We start from the raw sequence: 21,654 nt of genomic DNA on the forward strand, positions 1-21,654 counted from the left end.
GCTGTTAATTTATTTTCTAGGCTTATTAGCCACCTTGTGCCTCCCTAGCTTGTAAAAATTTTTCATACATATCAAAATCTATGTTGCCACAGTTATCAAATTTAATAGTATATAGTGAGCTATTTTTTTTATTTAGATAATAGACCCTTTCCCTTTCTTTCATAATATTTATATTTTCAGTTTCAAGAATACCATGATTGATTCCAAAAAAATTTTGATGTAAAACAAAACCGTAGTCAAGCATCAGATCAAAAGCGTAATCGCCAAAAATTATTGGCCTATCAAACCCAGCACTCATATCTTTTAAATTTATCTTAATGTATTTTTTTGGATCTGTTTTTTTTGCTTTTAATTCATTTATAAATATTTCTTCCGTAGTTTTACCATCTCTATAATATTTTTCTAGAGTTTGCATCCAGTTTTGCAAATTTATATTTTCCAGCTCATAATATCCTATCTGATATTTACTTCTCCAAAAGCTACCATAATAATAAACTCTATATTCATCTATCTTGCAAGTTAAAATTAGCTTTTTATCCAAATATTGCCCTATGGCTTTTTTGTAAATTTCCTCCTTATCTAAAATTCTATCTTCATTTATACAGTATCCACTTTGGTATTTGAGGTAGTCAGACAACCAAACTAATTCAAATCCAAGTTGGGTAGTATAATTTGGAATAGTGCGGATAAAAACAGCACAAAGCACGATAGATGAAATAGCTAATAACGATAGTGTTTTTTTGGTCTTGGTCCCCCAAAGAAACCAAATGAAGTGATTTAATTTATCTTTCAAAACAGTTTCCTTGTTTTTATAATTTGATATATGATATCATAAATGCGGCAATATAAGCATAATTTGCCGCAAATAAAATATAAATTGTAAATTTTATATTTGCATAAATATTTTTGCTTTAATAATCTACTCAAATCGCTTTAAATTTAGTCGATTTGCCGTTAAGGTATCTGCGCGTGAAAAGCATGGGCTTGACCGCCAAGTCCGCAAACATCGCGTACCAAGTCCCCAGCATCCCAAGCCCCAGCGCGAGACTGAAAAAATACGCCAGCGCGATGCGGCACGCGAACATATACGAAACGCTGACCCACATCGGATACCTCGCGGCGGCGGCGCGAAAAACCACGGGCAAAGTGTAGGTTAGCGGCCAGATGAGCGCCATCATGACGCCGTGCCACCAGACGATCTGCGTCGTCATCGCCGCGGCCTCAGGCGAGAGCGAATAAAGCCGCAAAACGGGCTCCAAAAGTAGGAGTACCAAAGCCGTGCTGACTAGCTGCGCGATATAGACGGCAATCAAGACTTTTTTGGCGTAAAATTTGGCCTGCTCGAAGTCGCCCGCCCCGACGCAGCGCGATATCACGACGGTGAGCCCATGCCCATAGCCATACCGGGCAACACCTGAAACATCGCTATCGTGCTGCCCATGGCGTTTGCGGCGATCGCGGCGGCGCGAACATCGTCACGAGGCTGAGCACCACGATGCGCCCGAGGAAAAACTACCGTTTTCAAAGCCGTATGGCACGCCGATGCTTAAAATTCGCTTTATCATCGCGTAGTCGAAGTCGTATTTTAGAGTTTTTCTTATGTGTAGCTTAAGCCTAACATCAAGCAGCAGATAGACGACTATCGCGGCGGCTAGGACTCTAGCGACCAGCGTCGGGACGGCGATGCCGGTGAACCCAGCCTAAAAGTATGGATCGCGACCGCGGTAAGAACGACGTTTAGCACGTTCATTGCGAGCATGATATACATCGGTAGCTTGGCGTTGCCCATCGTGCGAAATATCGCCGCACCCGCCGAATACGCTGCCAAAAACGATAGCGAAAATGCGACGATCGTGAGATACGCGTCCACGTCGCGCCTGACCTCGGGCGATATGTCGCCAAAAACCGCGCCGAATATAAAATCCTTGCCAGCCAAGATGAGCGCCGTGACGACGAGTGAGATGATGAGGCTAAACCAAAGCAATTGATTTACGGCGTTTCGGGCGTTGCCGGCTTGCTTTGAGCCCAGATACTGCCGGCGATGACTGCTCCGCCCGTCGCGACCTCGGCAAAAACGCTGATAAAAAGCGCCATCACAAACTCTACGAGCGAGACTGCTGAGACCGCGCTTTTGCCGATGTTTGCGGCCATTATCGAGCCTGCAAGCCCTACCGAATACTCCGAAAATTGCTCAATAGCGATGAGCAAAATAGCTTTGCCAAATCGGCGTTCGAGAAAAATCTCTGCGGCTCTAACTTCTCGTTTGAGGCGGATTTTGACACGGCGGCTCTTTTTGGCGGCGGGCAGATTTGCTTTCGGCGCCCGCACTGTTTTGACGCAATTATATTCAAATTTTAAAATTTGCGTTAGCCTGGTCCTGCAAAATCATTGCCTAATCCTGCAAATTTTATTTTTTTCGGGATTTTTTGTTTGCGGCGGATGAGCACAGCGAAATTTGACCGCGTTTTTGTTCGTCCAAATTCGGTGCTGAATTTTAAGATTTTACTAAAATTTGACGGCAAATTTAACTCGCATCTTTTTGACGCGAATTTTTTAAATTTCAAAATTTGACGCGGCGGATTTTGACGACTTAAATTTATCTACCACAGATAAAACCTCGCATAAAACCCACAAAACACTAAAAGGGCTCGGGTTTTGCCGCGCAAAATTTGAATATCTCAAAATTTTAAGCCAAATAAATCAAATTTTAGTTTAGTTTATAGCAATTTTAGACTGGTTAAAAGGCGAACGCAAGGCAAAGTTTAAACTGGTTTTTTAGAAAAGTAGCTCAAATTTGATCCAGGCTTTTGAGTTAAATTTAGGCAAGTAAAAAGCAGGCGGTGCAAAATTTAGCCCAAATTTGCGTCGAGTAAAATTTATCAAATTTAAAGCTAAATTTGAGCGGGTTTTTCAGTCGAATTTTGGCCGAATTTAACGTAAAAAGCAAAAGCTCAAAATTTACTCCACGAGCTTCATCTGCTCGGCGCAGATGGCCTTCCACGAGCTTTGTAAATTTGAGCCGACGCACTCCTGCAGATACGGCTTTGCTTCGCTTTCGCGTTTTAGCTTGATGTAGATTTCCGAGATCTGAGCTAGTGCTCGCAGTCTGTTTTCCGGATCTAAGCGCGTATCTACGAGTTCTCGCGCAACGTCCAGAGCCTCGCCTAGTCTATCCAGCTTACTTAGCGAGCCGATGTACTCAAAGTCGATTTTCGGGCTAAAAGTGTCGATATGTAGGCGTTTTTGTAGGTCGATCGCCTTTTTAGCGTAAACCGACGCGTTTAAAAAATCGTTCGCGCCGTATGTCGCCTCGGCCATACGGTCGTAGAGCTCGATGACCTTAAAGTCGTTTCTGCGCAGCGTCTCGACGGCCGTTATCGTCGCGGCGGCGTCGGCGAACTTGCCAAGCCCCATCAACGCCTCAAATCTATAAAAAAGCACGGGCGAGACGTCGGCGTACTCCTGCCTGGACGCGACAGCCAGGGCTTCGTCGGCCACGCGCAAGGCGTCGTTATACTTCTGCGTCTTTATCAAAACGGAGGCTAGCTTGATGAGCCACTCCACGCGGTCGAGCATATCGGGCGCAAGGATATTTTGCGAGGCTAGCTCGTGCGCGGCGGCGAAGCGCGATAGGCGCATATAGCAGTCAAAGAGCTTAAATTTAGCCCCGATTTTCTCGCCTATGCCGTAGTTTTCGGTCAAATTTACAGCCATAGCGCAGTCGTTTTGACGGATGGCTTCACTCGTTAAATTTAGCGCGGCCTGAGCCAAGACGGCGCTAGCGTCCGTATCGTTTAGATCGCGCACAGCCTGGGTATAGCGCAGAACATCCTCAAATTTACGCTCTTTTAGATAGAGAGCAACCTGCTCTTTTAGCGCCTTAGCTCCGACGTCCGTTTTGCCGTATTTTTCGATGAGGGCGTCGTAGCGCTCGTGCAGCTTAGTCGCGTTACTCTCGTCGTTTCTGGCGAAAAATAGCCTATCGAGCGCATTTTGCACGACAGCGGCGTACTGCCCGTCCGCAAACTCGCTTTGATATCTTTTTAGATAGTCGTAGGCTTTTTGCGTATTGGGCGTGCCCATTAGCGCGATGCCTAGATTTTTTAGCACGGTTTCGTAATCATCGTCGTTTTTATTTAGACGAGCGAGTAAAATTTCATAAATTCTCGCAGCGATGTCGTCGATCTTTTTTTCGTGAAATATCCCCGCCAGAGCTGTTAGCTTCGAGGTGTCGTTTAGTAGATACTCGTGATTTCTATCTAGGATTTTTAGCATATATTCTTTGGCGCGGTCGAATTTGGCTTTGTCGATACTGCCCTGCACGAGGCTCAGAGCCGCGCGGCTGGCGACATCGAGCGTCTGCGCCGAATAGAGCACGTTCTCATACATCCTCACGGCCTCGTCCTGTCTGCCCGTGACGTAGAGCCTGTCGGCAAACTCGAGTATGGCCAGCTTTGTAAAATTTGAGTTTGGATGCTCGTTTATAAGGATATCTAGCGTGTAGTTTGCGTCACTGACGAGCTCTTGCTTGAGGTAGGCCTTGGTCACGAGATATAGCACCTCGGGGTAGTTTTCGTCCGAGACAAAGCGTCTCATCCACGCGCGCCCCTCGGATGCGATATCCGCCGCGTCAGAGCCCTCGAAGCTGTTTTGCGAGTCTAAAATTTTATCCAAAGCGCGCAGTCTATAGAGCAAAAACTCGCTGGCAAAGATGCTGTTTGCATAGCGCCTTAACGCCGTTTGGCTAGTAGCTATCGCGTCGTCGTAGCGCTTGGCGTCGTAGCTTTTTTTCACGTCCAGATACATATTTATATCGTTGCTGTCGCTATTTTCGATCGGAGCTTTGTTTAGATCGAGCGGCCCGACGCTAGGGGATATCATCCGTTCAAATATCGGAGCGAAATTTACCCCCGCGTTTGTTTGCTTTTTAAATTCGCTTAAATTTTGATCTATCACGATCGTGTGGCGCTTGGCAAGCCCGCCGTTTTTGCTAAAGGGCACGACGGACTCGCCGTAAAGAAGATCGCTAGATGAAATGAGGCGCGAATTTGCACGCGGCACGACGTATATCCTCATACCGCCTTTCTCCTCGCGAAACCTCACCTCAACGAGAGATAAAATTTTATCGCTCACTTTTGGCAGTGCACCGCCCGGGATGTCGCAGTAGTATAGCTTTCGGTCGTAGGCTAGGATCTCCTCTTTGCACGCAAATTCCTTTTCGTCCAGCAAATTTAGCACGCTGTAGGTCTTGCCGTCCTCTGCGCCCGAATTTACGCTAAGGCTAAAAGAAAACGCTAAAATAGGTAAAAAAAACAAAAGATATTTTTTCATACGGCGATTATACCCTTTTTCGTTTAAAATCGTTATAAAAGCGAATTTTGCGTGCTTTTGGGGCGATTTTTTTACCGAATTTCGTGCATTTGGATAAAATTTTATTTAGCTTAAATTTAATTTCGGTAAAGCAGAGGATTTTATTTTTACGGACGTGATTTTTAAGCCTTGCTTCACGTAGGGCCTTTTAGTCGCGGTTTTGTCGTTGGCGAAGCCGTTTATTAAACGGCCCTCTTTTTACGGCTTTTGCAACCGAGCTTGGCTACGGCGGCCGATTACACCGAGCCGAAAAAATATATTTGCGGATGAGCCGCCATAAAGCACGGGCGTTATTTTGTTTGGCAAATTAGCGGGCGGCAGCTAAATTTGGGCAAGCTTTCTGCCGAATTTAGGCTACGGCGTCAAATTTTTGCCAAATTTAAAATATAATTCGCCGATGCCGCAAATTTACGCAACGTGTTTGACCGCGCCAAATTTTACGATGTTTAAAAAGACCCGGCCCGGAGCCGAATTTTGATTTTGAAGCTTTTTAAATGCTGCTTTGCTAAACCCGCCAATACCGCACCGTCAAATTTTGCGCTAAACGCTTTTGCGTGAAAATAATTTTATTTTCGGATTTTTAGCGCTCAATTTTCTAAAACATTGCCTTTTTTGAGGGGGCTAAATTTGCGATTGTGAAATTCGGCGAAATAGTAAAATTTGAATTTTTAGTATCTTAGCCGTCCTTGGAGTTTGTTTTGCCGCATCCGATCGCTCCGCCATTTTATATCAATGTTTGCGAAACCGCCTTTTTGCAGTTAAATTTTAGCTTGCAAGGCTTGATCATACGATCAAATTTTGCTTTAACTTTCGGCTCTCCCGTTTCAAATTTTATCCGTCAAATTTTGCCGAGTATTTAAATCTAACCGTATGCCGCTACGCCTCTTTTGAGATCTTAACGAGCTTAAAGGCGTATCCGCTAAATTTCGCCCTGCAAAGCGCAACCGTGCCCTTCATCTGCGGCTCTAGCTTAAATTTAGCCTTCGCTTCGGCGCCCTTAGCCTGCACGCTCACCATATCGCCGTCTTTTACCTTTGCGGCCGCGGCAAACGACGCCGAGCCGATTAGCTCCTTTACCTCGCCATCTAAATTTGAGCCGTCCGCCTCATCCATAAAAAACACGACGCTGCCGTCAAAGCTCTCGGGCTCTTTTAGCGGCGCTAGCTCGCCGTCCGTTTTAAACTCGCCCTGCTCGCCGTCAGCCAAAACGACGTTTTTACCGAGCATTTGCAAAAACTCGAATATATTTTTCGCGTCCGCATGCGCCAAAAAGGAGCTATCGATCACGATATTTTCGCACCCCTCTAAAAACTCTGCGATCTGCTCAAACTCCTCCTCGCCGACGTTACACTCGCCGCTTAGGTACCCTTCGTCAAGCCCCTCAAAATATTCGCGCGTTTGCTCGTCAAATTTAGCCGCGTCAAGCGAGTATTTGCAAAGCAACGCTAACACGTAACTAGCCGATCCGATCTCGCAGCGGATGAGATTGCTGGCGCCTAGAATTTTATCCTCAAAGCAAGAAATATATAAAAACTCGTTTTGTTTTATCCGCTCCGCTAGCTGCGGATTTTGCTCGCAGAGCAGGCTTGCCAGGCTTAAAGTTTTTGCATTTTTAAATTCGCCGAATTTCATCGTTTATCCTTTAAATTTAGCTTGGATTTTATAAAAATTTGTTTTAAGAGGGGGTAAATTTGCGCCGATTAGACGCAAATTCGGTTATTTTTCCAGGCCGAATTTAACGGCTGCTTTAGCAAGCTCGAGAGTGGCATCTACGAATTTATCTTTTTTCGTCGCATACGGCAAAAATAGCGGTATCTCCGTGCAAGCCGCGATATATGCGTCGGCCTCGATAGCCGCGATCGTGTCGTTAAAGAGACCCACGTACTCCTTTAGCTTATTTGCTTTTGCGCCCTTGTAGATGCAGTCCATGATGTCGGTCATCAAATTTTCAGGAATTTTTACGCACGTAAGATCTGCGGCGATCAGCTCGTTTTCGTAAATTTTAGCCGCGGTCGTGCCGGTAGTGGCGATGACGGCGATCTTTTTAGCGTGAGGGAAATTCGACTTTATCGACGCAGTCGCGATTTTAGCGATGTGCAGGATATTTACGCCGCACTCCTGCGTTAGGCGCTTGGCAAAATAATGAGCCGTATTGCAAGCTATGCAGATAGCCTCGCAACCCGCGTTTTTGAGCCTTATCGCGGACTCTTTCATAAAAGGAAACGGATCCTCGCCTCCGTGCAGGATATACGCCGTGCGGTCAGGTATCTGCGGGTAGTTGTCGATGACGATATGGATGTTGTCTTGATCTTTTGCGGCGTTTGTGAGTTCTACGATCTTGGCATACAAGTCGATAGTGGCTAACGGCCCCATACCGCCTAAAATTCCGATTCGTTTCATGAAAAAGTCCTTAAATTTAAAAAGCCGAGAGCGAAGTCTCGGCTAAATTTAGCTCGAAATCCTTAGATAAGAACAGGAGCTATGAGGAATGCAAACGCGACCGAAAGAGCGACCATTATGGTGCCCGGCACGAAGAACGAGTGGTTAAATACGAATTTACCGACTCTTGTTGTGCCCGTATCGTCCATAGCGATAGCGCCCAAAGTGGTCGGATACGTAGGAAGCACGAAAAGTCCTGAAACGGCGGCAAATGAAGCGACTAGGATCCAAATTTGACCTGAGTTTTCAGGAGACGTCATACCCAGCGCAGCAGCGACCGCAGGCATCATAACGCGAGTGGTTGCGGCTTGAGAGTATAGCAAGCAGCTTAAGAAATATAACGCGATAGCTAACACGAACGGATACTGCGTAACGACGTTTTTGGCTACCTCTTTGATACCGTCGATGTGGCCGTTTACAAAAGTAGTGCCCAGCCATGCGATACCGATGACGCAGATGCACGCATTCATACCGCTTTGGAAAGTGCTGGTAGAAAGCAATTTGCTAGTATCAACCTTACAAAGCGTGGCGATAAGAAAGCCGATAGTAAGCATAAAGCTGATGATCGCGGCATCTCTGGAAAGGATAGGTTTTGCCACGATGCCTAGGCTCTTTGAAATAATAAGCGCATAGCAAACGACAATCAAAACGCCGACGGCAAATATCGCGACCGATCTTTTCGCGTAAGGTTTAAGCTCCTGATACTCTACCTCTTTTATCTCTGCGACCGCGCCTCTAGCAAGTCTGTCTTGGTAGATAGGGTCTTTTGAGAGGTCTAGATCGTAAAATTTATTTACGATAAAAGCCGTAACTAGCATAGCTACGAAAGTAGTAGATATGCAGACAAAAAGTAACATCGGATAGCTAACGCCAAGAGGCTCGCAAACGCCCGTCATCGCAACGAAAGCCGCAGATATCGGGCTGGCGGTGATGGCCACCTGAGACGAAACGACCGAGAGCGCAAGAGGCGCGCTAGGTTTGATATTTTGCGTCTTAGCAACCTCGACGATAACCGGAATCATAGAAAACGCAGTGTGACCCGTGCCCGCTAGTATCGTAAGCATATACGTAACGATAGGCGCTAGATAGTTGATTTGTTTTGGATTTTTACGCAAAATTTTAGATGCGACCTGAACTAAATAATCAAGTCCGCCCGCGACTTGCATCGCAGTGATGGCAGAAATAACGGACGCGATGATGAGGATAACGTCCATCGGGATATCTTTCATATCCACTTTCATACCGAGTATCGCCAAAACGACTACGCCAAGACCGCCGGCGTAGCCGACACCCATACCTCCCAGCCTAACGCCCAGGTAGATACCTCCAAGTAGGACTATAATCTGTAAAATCAGCATTATATCCATAGGAAAACTCCTTATATTTAAATTTTTTAACTTACAAATTTAAAATGCGCCGAATTCGCTTCGGCGCACCTCGACTTTAACTCAAATTTATTTGCCCATATGAGGGTTTAGCATATTTTTAGGCTCTAAAATTTTATCGATTTCCTCTTTTTTCAAATATCCTCTCTCTAAGCAGATGTCGCCTACGGCTTTACCCGTTTGCAACGCTTCTTTAGCGATGCTTGCAGATTTTTCGTAGCCGATGTATGGGTTAAACGCAGTTACGATACCGACCGAACCTAGCACTGATTTTAGGCAAGCCTCAGGATTTGCGGTTAGTTTTCTGATCGCTTTTTCGGCTAAGGTTTTCATCGCGTTTTCAAGGATAAAGATCGAGTTAAATAGCGCGTAAGCGATGCCCGGCTCAAACGCGTTTAGTTCGAATTCGCCTCTCTCGCTGCAAAGCATGATGGTTACGTCGTTGCCGATTACTTCGTAGCATGCTTCGCCTACGACCTCTGCGATGACCGGATTTACTTTACCCGGCATGATAGAGCTGCCGGGCTGCATCTGAGGTAAATTTATCTCGCCAAGACCGCATCTTGGGCCTGAGTTCATTAGTCTTAGGTCGTTTGCTATCTTGCTTAGGCGAACGGCAGCCGTTTTTAGCGCGCCGCTAACGTGAACGAAATCTGCAGTGTCTTGAGTAGCTGCGATAAAATCATCGGCAGGTTTGAAATTTACGCCCGTGATTTGGCTTAAAATTTTATGAACGGCCGCTTTGTAATCAGGATGGCAGTTAATGCCCGTTCCAATCGCGGTCGCGCCCATATTTAGCACAGCCATAGACTCTCTTGCTGCGGTGATTTTTTCGATATCACTCTTGATATAGCTTGCAAATGCGTGGAAAGTGTTGCCAAGCGTAGTAGGAACGGCATCCTCAAGCTCGGTTCTGCCCATTTTGATGATATCTTTGAAGTCTTTTGCTTTAGCTTCCAGCTCGTTTTTAAGTAGTTCCATAGCCTTTAAAAGGTCGGTTAATTTCGCGTAAGCCGCGACCTTAATCGAGCTTGGATAAGTGTCGTTGGTGCTTTGACCCAAATTTGTGTGATCGTTTGGATGCAGATACTGATACTCGCCTTTTTTGTGGCCTAGGCTTTCGAGCGCGACGTTTGTAATAACCTCGTTTGCGTTCATATTGGTGCTTGTTCCGGCACCGCCTTGGATCATATCTACTACGAATTGATCTAAATATTTACCCGCGATTAGCTCGTCGCACGCTTTTGCGATTGCGTCGGCTTTTTGCGCGTCTAGAACGCCTACTTCTTTGTTTGCTAGAGCTGCGGCTTTTTTGATCTGGGCAAATGCTTTTACGAAATACGGATAATCCTTAAGCGGTCGTCCGCTCATATGGAAATTATCAAGCGCCCTAAACGTCTGCACGCCGTAATAAACATCATCAGCTATCTCTAGCTCACCTATGAAGTCGTGTTCTCTTCTGGTTCCCATAATGGTCTCCTTTATAATGAAATTGAATAGTGAAACTATAGCGCAATTAAACTGATATTTAAATTAAAATTTTAATTTTTTATTTATTTTTTTATTACTATTTTGTTCTTTTTTCTCGCAAGTATAATTTCTATATATGCTTTAAATAACCAATATAACGCTATTTTTAATACTTTATGGTAATGTGCGATTTTTAAAAAGTGGGCGAAAAAACGAGCGGAATGATACTGAAAATTTCTAAGCTATTTGCTTTTTGTTTTATTATTTGTATTTAAAAAGCAACATTAAACTTAAATTGTTATATTAATTTTTATTTAAGAGCCTGTAAAACCTAAATCTTAAATTTTTAATAATCTTAATACGACTATAAAAATTTAGAAATTTTTTAAATTTGGCTTTTTACTATCCTTATCGATACTTATGTTTGCCTAAATTTTAGTTTGAGCGGAAATTTCGATTCTAAACTTTAGTTCATTTGCGTCAAATACGATTACTCGTATTTAAAATTTAGATATATTTTATAAATTTAGCTTGGGTCTTAAAACGCTCTACGCGAGACGCTAACTACAGTACTAAAGCGCCCAAGCTATATTTCGGATAGATAAATTTGCCTAAAAAACTAAACAAAAACGCCCCTATGTTCGATTCTTTTTAAGTATAAATTTATTTTATTTTGAATGTAAATACAAAAGATTATCAATTAAATTTGATAGTTTTTGATATGAGTTTTGCAAATAAGAAGTTTGCTAAAATACAACCCAAAAATAGAAAAATTAAGATTTTAGGACTCTAAAAAACGGACCGACGTCATCGTTTTACTCAAACCAAGCCTTGAAATGCCGTTTTTCAAAACGCCAGCGCGCACAAAACGTTTGGCTCAAGCGTAACCATATCAAGTGCACTCAAGATAACATTATAGTCGCCGATACCAAAATTTATCTTACCATTTAAACCCTGCGCCATTATAAAGCGCGAGATTTTATTTATTTGACTTCTTTCGTCAAATTTATGCGCTTTTTGTTGTGCAAATCGCCAAAAAGCTTCATTGCCGCAACGCCGTTAAAAGCGCCGTTTTACCATATGGTTTTTCCGTATCTAAACTTTTGTTTATAAAATAATAACCGGATTGTAAGTAGAAATTTAAATAAAGCCGTTGATTTTAATTAAATATTTTTTGATATTAGATAAAATGAAAGAAAGCAAAAGGCCAAAATCAGGCCTTTGCGAGAAGTGAAATTATTTTTTAAGCTCTTTAATACGAGCGGCTTTACCGCGTCTATCGCGTAGATAAAACAACTTAGCGCGGCGAACGCGACCTTGTCTTAGCACTGTTATGCTCTCCAGGCTCTCGCTATAAATAGGGAAAATTCTCTCTACGCCGACGCTATTTGCACCGATCTTTCTAATGATAAAAGTCTCGCCGACGCCGCTTCCGCGTCTTGCTATACAGATACCTTCGAAATTTTGAATTCTCGATTTATCGCCCTCTTTGATACGGATGGCTATACGTAAAGTATCTCCCGCACGAAAATTAGGCACAGACTTTTGAGCGATTTGAGCCTGTTCAAATGCCTCAATATACTTGTTTCTCATTTTTTTCCTTAGTCGGCGGCTCAAATTTTCGGTGTAAATCCGGACGAAAAAACCTAGTTTTTAAGAACGCCATGTTATTTTTCAAAGCTTCGATTTTAGCATGGTCTCCCTTTAAAAACGCTGAAACCACACCGAGGCCTTTATAATCGTTTGGTTTTGTAAAAGACGGAGCTTCGAGCAAATCACCCTCAAAACTCTCGATTTCAAGGCTTTGATTATTTCCTAAAACACCCTTAATATTGCGCGAAATCGCATCGGCGACACAAAGCGCCGCAAGCTCTCCGCCCGTCATTATAAAATCGCCGATACAAAAAATTTCGTCAGCGTATTTTTCTACTATACGCTCATCTATCCCCTCGTATCTGCCGCAAACTAAACAAATATGCTCTTTTTTCGCTAGGCGTTTGGCGTCATTTTGGTTAAATTTCTTTCCTGCAGGCGCAAGAAAAACGATATGAGCTTTCGGTTCGTTTTTTAGTAAAAATTTAAAAGTATCATCAAGAGGCTGGCACGCCATCAGCAATCCTGCACCGCCCCCAACCATATAATCATCAACCTTTTTATGTTTATCTGCGCTAAAATCCCTAGGATTTAAAAAATCGACGCAGACGAGCTTTTCTTTTACAGCGCGGCCTAAAATACTATCTTCAAAATACGGTTTAACGAGGTTTTTAAAAAGCGTAACGAAAGTAAATTTCATCAGGAATTTTCTAAAATCAAGATAGCGTTTTTGGTATAAATTTTTTTATTTTCCACATCGACTTTTTCTACATAAACATCAATATACGGAATGTAAAAACTTTTTTCCAACCCTTTGGCGATCAAATTTCCATCCGTTTTTATCAGAAATAGATGATTTGCGCCGACCTCGTCTATATCCTCTACTTCGCCGAGCCTTTGGTTGTTTTCGTAAATTTCACAGCCGATGACATCAAAATAAAAAAATTCGCCCTTTTTTAGTTTGCAGTTTTTTCTAGTTTCTTCTTTTGTAGTGTAGATTGTTTTATTTGTAAGAGTTTTTGCGCTATCTATATCTTCAAAACCGCAAAAAACAATAGTATCGTTTGCGCTATTATAGTTTTTTACGACGAGCTCATTGCCGTCTCCGTCGTAAAAAATAGCATTTTTTTTAAATTGATTAGGAAAGTCGCCTCTGTTATGAAGCCTGACAAATCCTTTTAATCCTACCGTTTTGCCAAGCAGTGCGACTTCTACGAGCTCACTCAAGAGGCTTTACCGTAACGCGGTATGAAGTTGCGTCTTTTGCTTTGTAGCCTACTATGACGGTTTTTATCGCATTTATCATCCTGCCGTCTTTACCGATTAGCTTTCCGGTATCGACCTTATCGGCATATATTATCAGTTCGGCAAAATTTTCGCCAAGCTCGACTCGCTCGAGTTTTACTTTTTCAGGAAAATCGGCGATGAGCTTAGCATACTCAAGTAAAAAATTTTCTACCATTTTTATTATTTGCTAGTTATTTTTGCAACCCTATCGCTAAGTTTCGCACCGACGCCCTTCCAATAAGCCAAACGCTCAGCGTCAAATTTTACTACCTCAGGCTCAACCATCGGGTTGTAGTATCCGATCGACTCTATCCAGCCGCCGTCTCTTCTTTTTCTACTATCCGTTACGACTATACGATAAAAAGGTTTTTTCTTGCGTCCCATTCTCGTTAGTCTTACTACTGTTGCCATTATATTTCTCCTTGTGTTTTTTAAATAGGCTTAAATTTAGCCACGCTCGTAGCCAAATTTAAGCCCTTTAATTAGGGCGAGCGTTTTTAGCTTGGTTTAGTAAATTTCCAAGCCCTTTTAAGCCTTCTTTGCCGGAAAATCTCTTTGCGATTTTCGATGCGTTTTCAAACTGCTTCAAAAAGCGATTTACCTCTACTTGAGATAGTCCGGATCCGGCCGCCAAACGTCTTTTTCGGCTGTTGTTTAATAAATCAGGATTCTCACGCTCTTTTTGCGTCATCGAATTTATCATCGCTTTGATATGCAAAATTTCCTTCGAGTTATCAAGGTCGATATCTTTTATCTGATTTGCGACGCTTGATAGCCCCGGTATCATTCCGATAAGGCTTTTCATATTTCCGAGCTTTTTGACGCTTTCCATTTGCGACAAAAAGTCGTTAAAGTTAAACTGCCCTTTTTTGATCTTTTTATTTATTCTTTTTGCTTCTTGCTCGTCTATTACGGCGCTAGTTTTCTCAACCAACGTCGCCAAGTCGCCCTCGCCCATTATGCGGCTCACGATACGCTCGGGGATAAAGCTCTCCATATCGCCGACTTTTTCGCCGATACCAACGAATCTAAGCGGGATATTTAGCTGTTTTGCTATGCCGATAGCTACGCCGCCTTTGCTATCCGAGTCAAATTTGCTTAGCACCACGCCGCTTATTTTTAGCGCATCGTTAAATGCGCTAGCCGTTTTAACGCCGTCTTGCCCACTCATAGCGTCGGCTACGTAGAAAATTTCATGCGGCTGGAGCGCTGATTTGATATCTTTTATCTGCTTCATCAAAACTTCATCTATCGCCAGGCGTCCTGCGGTATCGACCAAAAGCACGTCGTAAAGTCCGCTTTTTGCTTTAGCTAGCGCTTGCTTGGCTACGTTTAGCGGATCGGTTTCGTTTTCTATGCTAAAAAGCTCTATCTCGTTTGCTTCGCAGAGCTGGCGAAGCTGCTCGACGGCCGCCAAGCGCTGCAAATCGCACGCCGCGACCAAAACTTTTTTCTTTCTAAGTTTTAGATAATTAGCCAGCTTTATCGTGGTAGTGGTTTTGCCGCTACCTTGCAAGCCCGCCATCAGCACGGTCGTAGGGGCTACGGGCGCAAAGACAAAGCCTTGATTGCCCGGCGCGGTTAAAACCTTTGTCAAATTTGACTTTATAGCGTCTAAAAACTGCTTTTGACCTATCCCGCTTTGCTTTAGATCGGCCTCGATGAGAGCTAGCAACTCTTTGGTAACTTTGTGATGAACATCGGCTTTCAGTAGCGCTTTTTTAAGCACGTCAAGCGCGTTATTTAGCGCTTTTTCGTCATCTACGAAACGAATTTTACTAACGGCTAAACGAAACGACTCGCTGATTTGTTCAAACACATTCTACCTTTTATTTATATTTATGGTTAAAGGGCGTATTTTAATAAATTTAAGCTTTATCGCTCTTTAAATCTCAAAATTTCTTGAAATTTCAAAACCGAGCCTATTAAAATCCTCGCTTAAATTTGACCTAAATTTATATCCCAAAAGCTCGATTTTATAAGCATGCAGATACATTCTAGCGGCTTTATTTTTAGCGTATTTTTCATCCCCTACGATCCCATATCCCGCATGATTTAGATGCACTCTGATTTGGTGAGTTCTGCCGGTTTTTATCTCGACTTTTACGAGGCTTTTTTTGCCTGCGACCATCACGGGCGTCACGATGGAGAGCGCATCTTTGCCGTTTGGCGAGATTTTAGAAAACGCTCCGCCTCTGTTTTTTAGCGTGATTATAGGTTCGTTTACGCTAAATTCCTCGCTCACGATGCCTTTTACAGCTGCGACATACTCTTTTTTTACGCGGCAGTTTTTAAACTCCTCGATCGCTTTTTTTTGAAATTCCTCGTTTTTTACGAGTAACAGCACGCCGCTAGTTTCCTTATCAAGCCTGTGAAGAAGCGGAAATTTATAAATTTCGCTCACTTTTTCCGACGTTAAAAATGCCGGTTTATCAACCGCGATCAGGTTTTCATCCTCAAAAATCACGCTTGGGCGCGGCAGCTTTTGCACGTTAAATTTAGTCGCCGCGCTCATAACCGTGCGCGCCACGGCGATCCTTTGCCCTTTGGCGCTAACCAGCCCAGCGTCAATCAGCTCCTTTGCCTCGTTGTTTGAGATGCCTTCCTGGATCGCCAGCAGCTTATAGGCTTTTTCTTCTTTCATAAATTTTCCTCAATATCTTTTAAAATCTCGCTTACATCGCCTTTGGCGACGATTTTTGCTTTGGGTAAATTTTGCCTTAAAAGCAAACTTATCTCATCCGCTTTTGCAAATTTTATGCCGTCAACCGCGCTATACAAGGCTTTTTGATTAAATATAAACTCCCCGCTTATCACCACGTTTTCAAACTGCGCCGCCTCGATCGGATTGTGTCCGCCCACGTTTGGCACGAAGCTACCGCCGAGCACGACGACGTCGCTAAATTTGTAAATATTTACCAGCTCGCCCATCGCATCGACCAGCACGCACTGCGCGTCAAAATTTTTGGCTTCGCTAAATTTAGCAAATTTTAGTCCGTTTTTTGCGGCAAATTTAGCCAAAATCTCGCCTGCCTCACCGAACCTCTCAGGATGGCGCGGCACGAGTATCAACTTATCGTTTGCGCTCAAATTTAACTCGCGCAAGATCAGCCCCTCCTCGCCCGCATGAGTGCTAGCTAGCACGATCGCGCGCTCTTTTGGTTTGGCGTAAATTTGACTCGGATTTGGCAAAAAAGCTGATTTTATATTGCCGCTAACGACGATATTTTTGGCGCCGAGCCGCTCTAGGCGCTGTTTATCCAGATCGCTTTGGGCGTAAATTTTATCTATAAATTTAAACAAATACACGTAAAAAAAGCCAAATTTTAGATAGCTTTTGTAGCTCCTATCAGAAATCCTAGCGTTTATCAAAATGACGCGCGAGCCCTTAAATTTAGCCCAAAAAACAAGCCCCAGCCAAAGCTCGGCCTCAAAAATAACCGTTATTTTAGCAGGCTTTAGCCAAAACGGTAAAAATATCTCAAACGGCAAAAAGCGCGTATTTTGCGTGATCTTTTTCGCCTCGTCAAAACCGGTTTTGGTTACGACCGAGACTGCGGCCGCGTCTTTAAATCTACTAACTAGCGGCGCGATAGAACGCACCTCGCCGAAACTACACGCATGAAAATGCACGCGCGAGGCGTCAAATTTGGGATTTTTAAACAAAAAAAATCTAGCGGGGATCGAGGCTCTGTACTTTTTTTTAAAAGCTAAAATCGCAAGCGGTAAAGCCCCCAAGGCAAACGCCGCGAGGACTAAAACGTAATAAATTATTATCAAATTTAAAGGCTAGTTCGCCGCTTCTTTGTATAAAATTCGGCCGCAGTGAGGGCAGGTCACGATGTCTTCGCCCTTGATGACGGCAGAATAAGTCTTGTCGTTTATCTGCATAAAGCAGCCGTAGCAGGCCTGTTTTTTGACCGGCACGACGGCGGTGTTATGCGCCCATTTGCGGATCTTTTCGTAAAAGGTCAAGATTTTTTGATTCATCTCGCCGACTAACTTATCTTTTTTAGCGTAAATTTCAGCCCTTTGCTGCTCGATAGCGCCAACTTCGGCCGAAATTTCGCTCTCGATTTTGGTCAAATTTTCGCCCAGCTCCGCAGCCTTCGCTTCAAGCTCGCTTTTGAGCGCATTTTTGCTATCTATGATTTTTTCGAGCCTTTCGACCTCTTCGTTTGCGGCCTCTAGCTGCTCTTTGGCCAGCTCGTCTTCCAACTGGAGCGCTTTTATCTCTTTTTCGGTTTTTGCGGAGTTGCTTTTTTTGGCGACGTCTTTGATTTTTGCGCTAAATTCGGCTATATGAGCGTTTGTTTGAGATTTTTGATTTTTTAGCTCGGTCACGCTCGTAGCCGCATCCTCGATCTGCGCTAAAATCGCCGCCTGCTCGTCCTTGGTCGATTTTAAAACGCTTTGAACCTTCTCAAGGCGCGGCGTAAAATCGTCGATATCTTTGTCGATCGTCGAGAGCTCGACTAATTGTTCTAAATATTTATTCATTTTTTTCCTTTAACTGTATGAAAACGGGTTTTTTGAGTTGGATATTATAGTAGGAATCGCTAAATTTTGCAAATATTTTGCAAGCGACTCCCCGAAATACCGCTCGCTCTCAAAGTGTCCGATGTCTATCAAATTTAAATTATTATGTGCGGCCTCAAGCGCTTGGTGGTATTTGATATCTCCGGTTAAAAACACATCCGCCCGCACCTCGCCTATCAGATCTCCGCCGCTTCCCGTGCAAAGCGCAAGCCGTCCGATACGCTCGTTTTTCTGCGCCTTTACGACTCTTAAAATTTCAAGTTTAAATTTATCTTTTACCGACACGCAAAGCTCGTCAAAACTCAAATTTACATCCGCATAAAGCAAGAATCCATCGCGCCCCTTTGGCGTAAAACCCAAAATTTCGCTTAGCACGTACTCGTTTAAGTGGCTTAGATCATAATTGGTATGCATCGCGATCAGGCTTAAATTTTTAGCCATCATTTTTGCGATTAAGCTGCTTGGATATTTGTCCAAATTTAGCGATTTTAGCCCTTTAAAAATGAGCGGATGATGCGTAATGATAAGCGAATTTGGCTGCGCTTCGTCCAAAAGTTCGTCGTCGACGTCAAGGCTAAGATAAACGCGCTGCGCGCACGCCTCAAACGAGCCCACGAGCAGCCCGCTATTATCCCACTCCTCTTGACTCGCAAACGGGCTAATCTCGTCTAAAATTTTATAAATTTCGCCGATTTTCATCAAATTTTATTCGCCCTTCGCACCGTTTTCGGCTGCGGCATCGATGCCGGCTTTATACGTCAGCGCGCACTCTTTGGCCAGCTCGCGGATTTTTAGGATGTAGTCTTGCCTTTGCGTTACGCTGATCGCTCCGCGCGCGTCAAGGACGTTAAACGTATGCGCCGCAAGCATGCAATAATCATACGCAGGCAGCGAAATTTTAGCCTCCAGGCAGCGTTTGCACTCGCCGAATGCATTTTCAAACTGGCGAAATAGCATATCTACGTCTGCGATTTCAAAGTTATATTTGCTCCACTCAAATTCGCCCTGCTTATGCACGTCGGCGTAGGTCACGATATTGCCGCCCCTATCGTCCCAAACGATATCATAGACGCTATTTACGTCTTGTAGATACATCGCAAGACGCTCAAGGCCGTAGGTGATCTCAGCCGAAACCAGCTCGCACGCGATGCCGCCTACTTGCTGAAAATACGTAAACTGCGTCACCTCCATACCGTCTAGCCAGACCTCCCAGCCTAGCCCCCAAGCGCCCAGCGTCGGGCTCTCCCAGTTATCCTCGACGAAGCGGATGTCGTGATTTTTCAAATTTAACCCGAGCTTTTCAAGGCTTTTTAGATAAAGCTCCTGTATGTTTTCCGGGCTTGGTTTAATGAGCACCTGAAACTGATAATAAGCACCCAGGCGGTTTGGGTTTTCACCGTATCTACCGTCGGTCGGGCGGCGAGATGGGGCAACGTACGCCGTCGCCCACGGCTTTGGCCCGAGGCTCCTTAAAAAAGTCGCCTGATGATAGGTGCCCGCGCCCGCAGGCATATCGTATGGCTGCAGTATCACGCAACCCTGCTCGCGCCAGTAGTTTTGCAACGTCAAAATAATCTCTGAAAACGTCATTTTTCTTCCTTTTTAAAATTTATTTTAGATAGTGTATAATCGCGCCCGGCCCCAAAGGTAGGTCCAAAACGTACCAAACCGACATCAGCGCCGCCCACGAGATCAAAAACGCGACCGTGTAAGGCAGCATTATCGAGACTACCGAGCCGATTTTCAGCCCCTTGTCGTAGCGCTGCATAAACGCCACTATCAGCACGAAAAACGGCATCAAAGGCGTGATGATATTCGTCGTCGAGTCGCCTATCCTAAACGCGGCTTGCGTTAGCTCGGGCGAGAGGCCTAGATTCATAAACATCGGCACGAAAATAGGCGCCATCATCGCCCATTTAGCCGAATCCACGGCGATAAATAAATTTATAAACGCGATCACGACTATAAAAACGATAATTAGGCTAAGCCCGGTTAAGCCGATATCTTTTAAGAAAACCGAGCCCTTTATCGACAGTACCAGCCCGATGTTTGAGGCGTTAAAGAGATAGGTAAACTGAGCCGCGAAAAATATCAAAACCAAAAATCCCGATAGCTCGGCGACGGCTTGTTCCATAAATTTGACCGCGTCGCCGCTGTTTTTTATCGTCCCCGCTCCAGCTCCGTATGCAGCGCCCGCTACTATAAAAAATAGCATCATAAAAATGATGATAGAGTGCATAAAAACGGACTTCGTAAAGCTCTCGCCCTCTTTTGCGCCAAAGAGCGAATTTGACGGTAAAAGCGCCGCTAGCAAAAGGATCGCGAAAATAACCGACGCGATGAGGGCAAATTTTAGCCCTCGCTTTTGCTCTGCGCTGATCTCGCCGCGCTCGTGCAAATTTAACGCCCCATCAAAGCTAAATTTGCCCAGCCTAGGCTCGACGATCCTATCCGTAACAAAAGAGCCTACCATCACGATCAAAAAGGTCGATGCGATCATAAAATACCAATTTGCCGTAGCCAAAACGACGTAGTCGGGATTTAGCACGCTGGCCGCCTGCGTAGAAAACGCCGCAAACATCGGATCGTTCGTGCCGATTAGCAGATTTGCCGACCAGCCGCCGCTAACGCCCGCAAAAGCCGCGGCAAGTCCCGCGATAGGGTGGCGCCCGAAGCCAGCAAATAAAATCGCTCCGAGCGGTATCAGCACGACGTAGCCGACCGATGAGGCGACATTTGACATAATGCCCAAAAAAACCACGATCGGCGTCACCCATTTTTTAGACGATTTTAGGGCGATTTTTTTAACCAGCGCCGATAAAAGCCCGGCCTTATCCGCCACGCCGATACCTAAAATGATCGCAAAAACCACGCCAAGAGGATAAAAACCGGTGAAGTTTTTAAGCATGGACGAGACAAAGGTCCTGATGCTATCAGCTGAGAGCAAATTTACGACGTTTGCGCTTAGCTGCGAGATCTGCCCGTCCTTGATAGCCTGATAGCTGACGCCAACGCCGAGTCTCTCTAGCGCAAACGATAGCAAAATCGTAATAACCGAAAGATAGACGAAAAGCATAGTGGGATTAGGCAGCTTGTTGCCGAATTTTTCGATAAAGCCTAAGATTGATTCGCTATTTTTATTGTCCATTTTGTCCTAATCTAAAACCGAGATATAAATTTTTATCCCGTCGCTACCGTAAAGCTCAAAATCCGTTTCGTAGGCTCTTTTTAGCTTCGAGCCTTCAAAATATTTCCAAATTTTTCTCCAAAATCTTGCTACGTTTTGCGGCTCGCTCGGAAAGCTAAAAACAGCGTATTTGCCGCTTTTTATCTCTAAAATTTCGCCGCCCGGGCAAAGCGACTTCGTACCGATAAATAAATCGTAAAGCCCATTTACGCCGTTTTCGTAACTACAATAAACGCCGTAAATTTCGCTTTTGCCGTCATAAAATTCTTTTGTAAATTTAGCCCACAAGGCCGGGATTTTACCGCTAGAGCTTATCTCGTCGACGTTTTTGGTGCGAGTTTTTAGTCCGTAAATTTTAAAGCCCTCTACCGCTAAAATTTCCAC

Annotated in this window: 21 protein-coding genes and 1 pseudogene; all 22 read right to left on the minus strand. The window is 44.2% G+C overall.

Going from position 1 to position 21,654, the window contains the following annotated elements:
• Positions 1–25: 25 nt before the first annotated feature.
• Positions 26–793: a hypothetical protein gene (locus CRECT_RS07550; protein ID WP_004318900.1), complete on the minus strand. Its 768-nt coding sequence runs from the start codon at positions 791–793 to the stop codon at positions 26–28.
• Between the two features lie 130 nt (positions 794–923).
• Positions 924–1,394: pseudogene (locus tag CRECT_RS12650) on the minus strand (MATE family efflux transporter); the annotation flags it as partial.
• 257 nt (positions 1,395–1,651) lie between these two features.
• The gene (locus CRECT_RS12655) at positions 1,652–1,984 is read right to left on the minus strand and encodes an MATE family efflux transporter (RefSeq protein WP_232501102.1); all 333 of its coding nucleotides are present in this window, start codon (positions 1,982–1,984) and stop codon (positions 1,652–1,654) included.
• A gap of 5 nt (positions 1,985–1,989) precedes the next feature.
• On the minus strand, positions 1,990–2,208 hold the full coding sequence (locus CRECT_RS12660; protein ID WP_227932243.1) for a hypothetical protein: 219 nt from the start codon (positions 2,206–2,208) through the stop codon (positions 1,990–1,992).
• A 750-nt stretch (positions 2,209–2,958) separates the two neighbouring features.
• Positions 2,959–5,331, minus strand: coding sequence for a tetratricopeptide repeat protein (locus tag CRECT_RS07560; protein ID WP_004318893.1), 2,373 nt, complete (start codon positions 5,329–5,331; stop codon positions 2,959–2,961).
• Between the two features lie 915 nt (positions 5,332–6,246).
• Positions 6,247–7,002, minus strand: a complete 756-nt coding sequence (locus CRECT_RS07565; RefSeq protein WP_004318992.1) for a hypothetical protein — start codon at positions 7,000–7,002, stop codon at positions 6,247–6,249.
• Positions 7,003–7,086: 84 nt separating this feature from the next.
• Entirely contained in the window at positions 7,087–7,770 is a 684-nt protein-coding gene (gene cuyB / locus CRECT_RS07570; RefSeq protein ID WP_004319110.1) for a cysteate racemase, read from the minus strand.
• A gap of 62 nt (positions 7,771–7,832) precedes the next feature.
• On the minus strand, positions 7,833–9,176 hold the full coding sequence (locus CRECT_RS07575; RefSeq protein WP_004319027.1) for an anaerobic C4-dicarboxylate transporter: 1,344 nt from the start codon (positions 9,174–9,176) through the stop codon (positions 7,833–7,835).
• Between the two features lie 87 nt (positions 9,177–9,263).
• Positions 9,264–10,664: an aspartate ammonia-lyase gene (locus CRECT_RS07580; RefSeq protein ID WP_004319094.1), complete on the minus strand. Its 1,401-nt coding sequence runs from the start codon at positions 10,662–10,664 to the stop codon at positions 9,264–9,266.
• Positions 10,665–11,900: 1,236 nt separating this feature from the next.
• Positions 11,901–12,257 (minus strand): 50S ribosomal protein L19, encoded by a 357-nt coding sequence (gene rplS, locus CRECT_RS07590; protein WP_004318923.1) that lies wholly within the window; start codon positions 12,255–12,257, stop codon positions 11,901–11,903.
• Positions 12,238–12,957: a tRNA (guanosine(37)-N1)-methyltransferase TrmD gene (gene trmD / locus CRECT_RS07595; RefSeq protein ID WP_004318896.1), complete on the minus strand. Its 720-nt coding sequence runs from the start codon at positions 12,955–12,957 to the stop codon at positions 12,238–12,240. Before trmD ends, rplS begins: the two co-directional genes overlap by 20 nt.
• On the minus strand, positions 12,957–13,484 hold the full coding sequence (rimM, locus tag CRECT_RS07600) for a ribosome maturation factor RimM (RefSeq protein ID WP_004319126.1): 528 nt from the start codon (positions 13,482–13,484) through the stop codon (positions 12,957–12,959). The genes trmD and rimM overlap by 1 nt, the downstream gene beginning before the upstream one ends.
• A complete protein-coding gene (locus tag CRECT_RS07605) occupies positions 13,477–13,719 on the minus strand; it encodes a KH domain-containing protein (protein ID WP_004319043.1) in 243 nt (80 codons plus the stop codon). Before CRECT_RS07605 ends, rimM begins: the two co-directional genes overlap by 8 nt.
• 5 nt (positions 13,720–13,724) lie before the next feature.
• Complete coding sequence (gene rpsP / locus CRECT_RS07610) at positions 13,725–13,955, minus strand: 30S ribosomal protein S16 (protein WP_002951203.1); 231 nt, start codon at positions 13,953–13,955, stop codon at positions 13,725–13,727.
• A 67-nt stretch (positions 13,956–14,022) separates the two neighbouring features.
• Positions 14,023–15,363, minus strand: coding sequence for a signal recognition particle protein (gene ffh, locus CRECT_RS07615; protein WP_004319114.1), 1,341 nt, complete (start codon positions 15,361–15,363; stop codon positions 14,023–14,025).
• 66 nt (positions 15,364–15,429) lie between these two features.
• Positions 15,430–16,188 (minus strand): pseudouridine synthase family protein, encoded by a 759-nt coding sequence (locus CRECT_RS07620; RefSeq protein WP_004319107.1) that lies wholly within the window; start codon positions 16,186–16,188, stop codon positions 15,430–15,432.
• Positions 16,185–17,324 carry a lipid IV(A) 3-deoxy-D-manno-octulosonic acid transferase gene (waaA, locus tag CRECT_RS07625; RefSeq protein WP_039888031.1) on the minus strand — a complete coding sequence of 380 codons (1,140 nt, stop codon included), beginning with the start codon at positions 17,322–17,324 and terminating at the stop codon, positions 16,185–16,187. The genes CRECT_RS07620 and waaA overlap by 4 nt, the downstream gene beginning before the upstream one ends.
• 9 nt (positions 17,325–17,333) lie before the next feature.
• Positions 17,334–18,044 carry a zinc ribbon domain-containing protein gene (locus tag CRECT_RS07630; protein WP_004319124.1) on the minus strand — a complete coding sequence of 237 codons (711 nt, stop codon included), beginning with the start codon at positions 18,042–18,044 and terminating at the stop codon, positions 17,334–17,336.
• Between the two features lie 9 nt (positions 18,045–18,053).
• Positions 18,054–18,782 (minus strand): Nif3-like dinuclear metal center hexameric protein, encoded by a 729-nt coding sequence (locus tag CRECT_RS07635; RefSeq protein WP_004319119.1) that lies wholly within the window; start codon positions 18,780–18,782, stop codon positions 18,054–18,056.
• Between the two features lie 6 nt (positions 18,783–18,788).
• The gene (glyQ, locus tag CRECT_RS07640) at positions 18,789–19,673 is read right to left on the minus strand and encodes a glycine--tRNA ligase subunit alpha (RefSeq protein ID WP_004318951.1); all 885 of its coding nucleotides are present in this window, start codon (positions 19,671–19,673) and stop codon (positions 18,789–18,791) included.
• Positions 19,674–19,692: 19 nt separating this feature from the next.
• On the minus strand, positions 19,693–21,231 hold the full coding sequence (locus CRECT_RS07645) for an AbgT family transporter (RefSeq protein WP_004318902.1): 1,539 nt from the start codon (positions 21,229–21,231) through the stop codon (positions 19,693–19,695).
• A gap of 6 nt (positions 21,232–21,237) precedes the next feature.
• Entirely contained in the window at positions 21,238–21,654 is a 417-nt protein-coding gene (locus tag CRECT_RS07650; RefSeq protein WP_004319116.1) for a GyrI-like domain-containing protein, read from the minus strand.

It is taken from the genome of Campylobacter rectus (assembly GCF_004803795.1).
In the GTDB taxonomy this organism is placed as follows: domain Bacteria; phylum Campylobacterota; class Campylobacteria; order Campylobacterales; family Campylobacteraceae; genus Campylobacter_A; species Campylobacter_A rectus.

What these genes read in the sequence shown, in the direction of transcription:
- CRECT_RS07645 (WP_004318902.1), bottom strand. Translation starts at nt 21,231, where the DNA reads ATGGACAATAAAAATAGCGAATCAATCTTAGGCTTTATCGAAAAATTC.
- rplS (WP_004318923.1), bottom strand. Translation starts at nt 12,257, where the DNA reads ATGAGAAACAAGTATATTGAGGCATTTGAACAGGCTCAAATCGCTCAA.
- trmD (WP_004318896.1), bottom strand. Translation starts at nt 12,957, where the DNA reads ATGAAATTTACTTTCGTTACGCTTTTTAAAAACCTCGTTAAACCGTAT.
- CRECT_RS07635 (WP_004319119.1), bottom strand. Translation starts at nt 18,782, where the DNA reads ATGAAAATCGGCGAAATTTATAAAATTTTAGACGAGATTAGCCCGTTT.
- glyQ (WP_004318951.1), bottom strand. Translation starts at nt 19,673, where the DNA reads ATGACGTTTTCAGAGATTATTTTGACGTTGCAAAACTACTGGCGCGAG.
- CRECT_RS07620 (WP_004319107.1), bottom strand. Translation starts at nt 16,188, where the DNA reads ATGAAAGAAGAAAAAGCCTATAAGCTGCTGGCGATCCAGGAAGGCATC.
- CRECT_RS07605 (WP_004319043.1), bottom strand. Translation starts at nt 13,719, where the DNA reads ATGGTAGAAAATTTTTTACTTGAGTATGCTAAGCTCATCGCCGATTTT.
- CRECT_RS07575 (WP_004319027.1), bottom strand. Translation starts at nt 9,176, where the DNA reads ATGGATATAATGCTGATTTTACAGATTATAGTCCTACTTGGAGGTATC.
- CRECT_RS07565 (WP_004318992.1), bottom strand. Translation starts at nt 7,002, where the DNA reads ATGAAATTCGGCGAATTTAAAAATGCAAAAACTTTAAGCCTGGCAAGC.
- CRECT_RS07560 (WP_004318893.1), bottom strand. Translation starts at nt 5,331, where the DNA reads ATGAAAAAATATCTTTTGTTTTTTTTACCTATTTTAGCGTTTTCTTTT.
- CRECT_RS07580 (WP_004319094.1), bottom strand. Translation starts at nt 10,664, where the DNA reads ATGGGAACCAGAAGAGAACACGACTTCATAGGTGAGCTAGAGATAGCT.
- cuyB (WP_004319110.1), bottom strand. Translation starts at nt 7,770, where the DNA reads ATGAAACGAATCGGAATTTTAGGCGGTATGGGGCCGTTAGCCACTATC.
- rpsP (WP_002951203.1), bottom strand. Translation starts at nt 13,955, where the DNA reads ATGGCAACAGTAGTAAGACTAACGAGAATGGGACGCAAGAAAAAACCT.
- CRECT_RS07630 (WP_004319124.1), bottom strand. Translation starts at nt 18,044, where the DNA reads ATGAATAAATATTTAGAACAATTAGTCGAGCTCTCGACGATCGACAAA.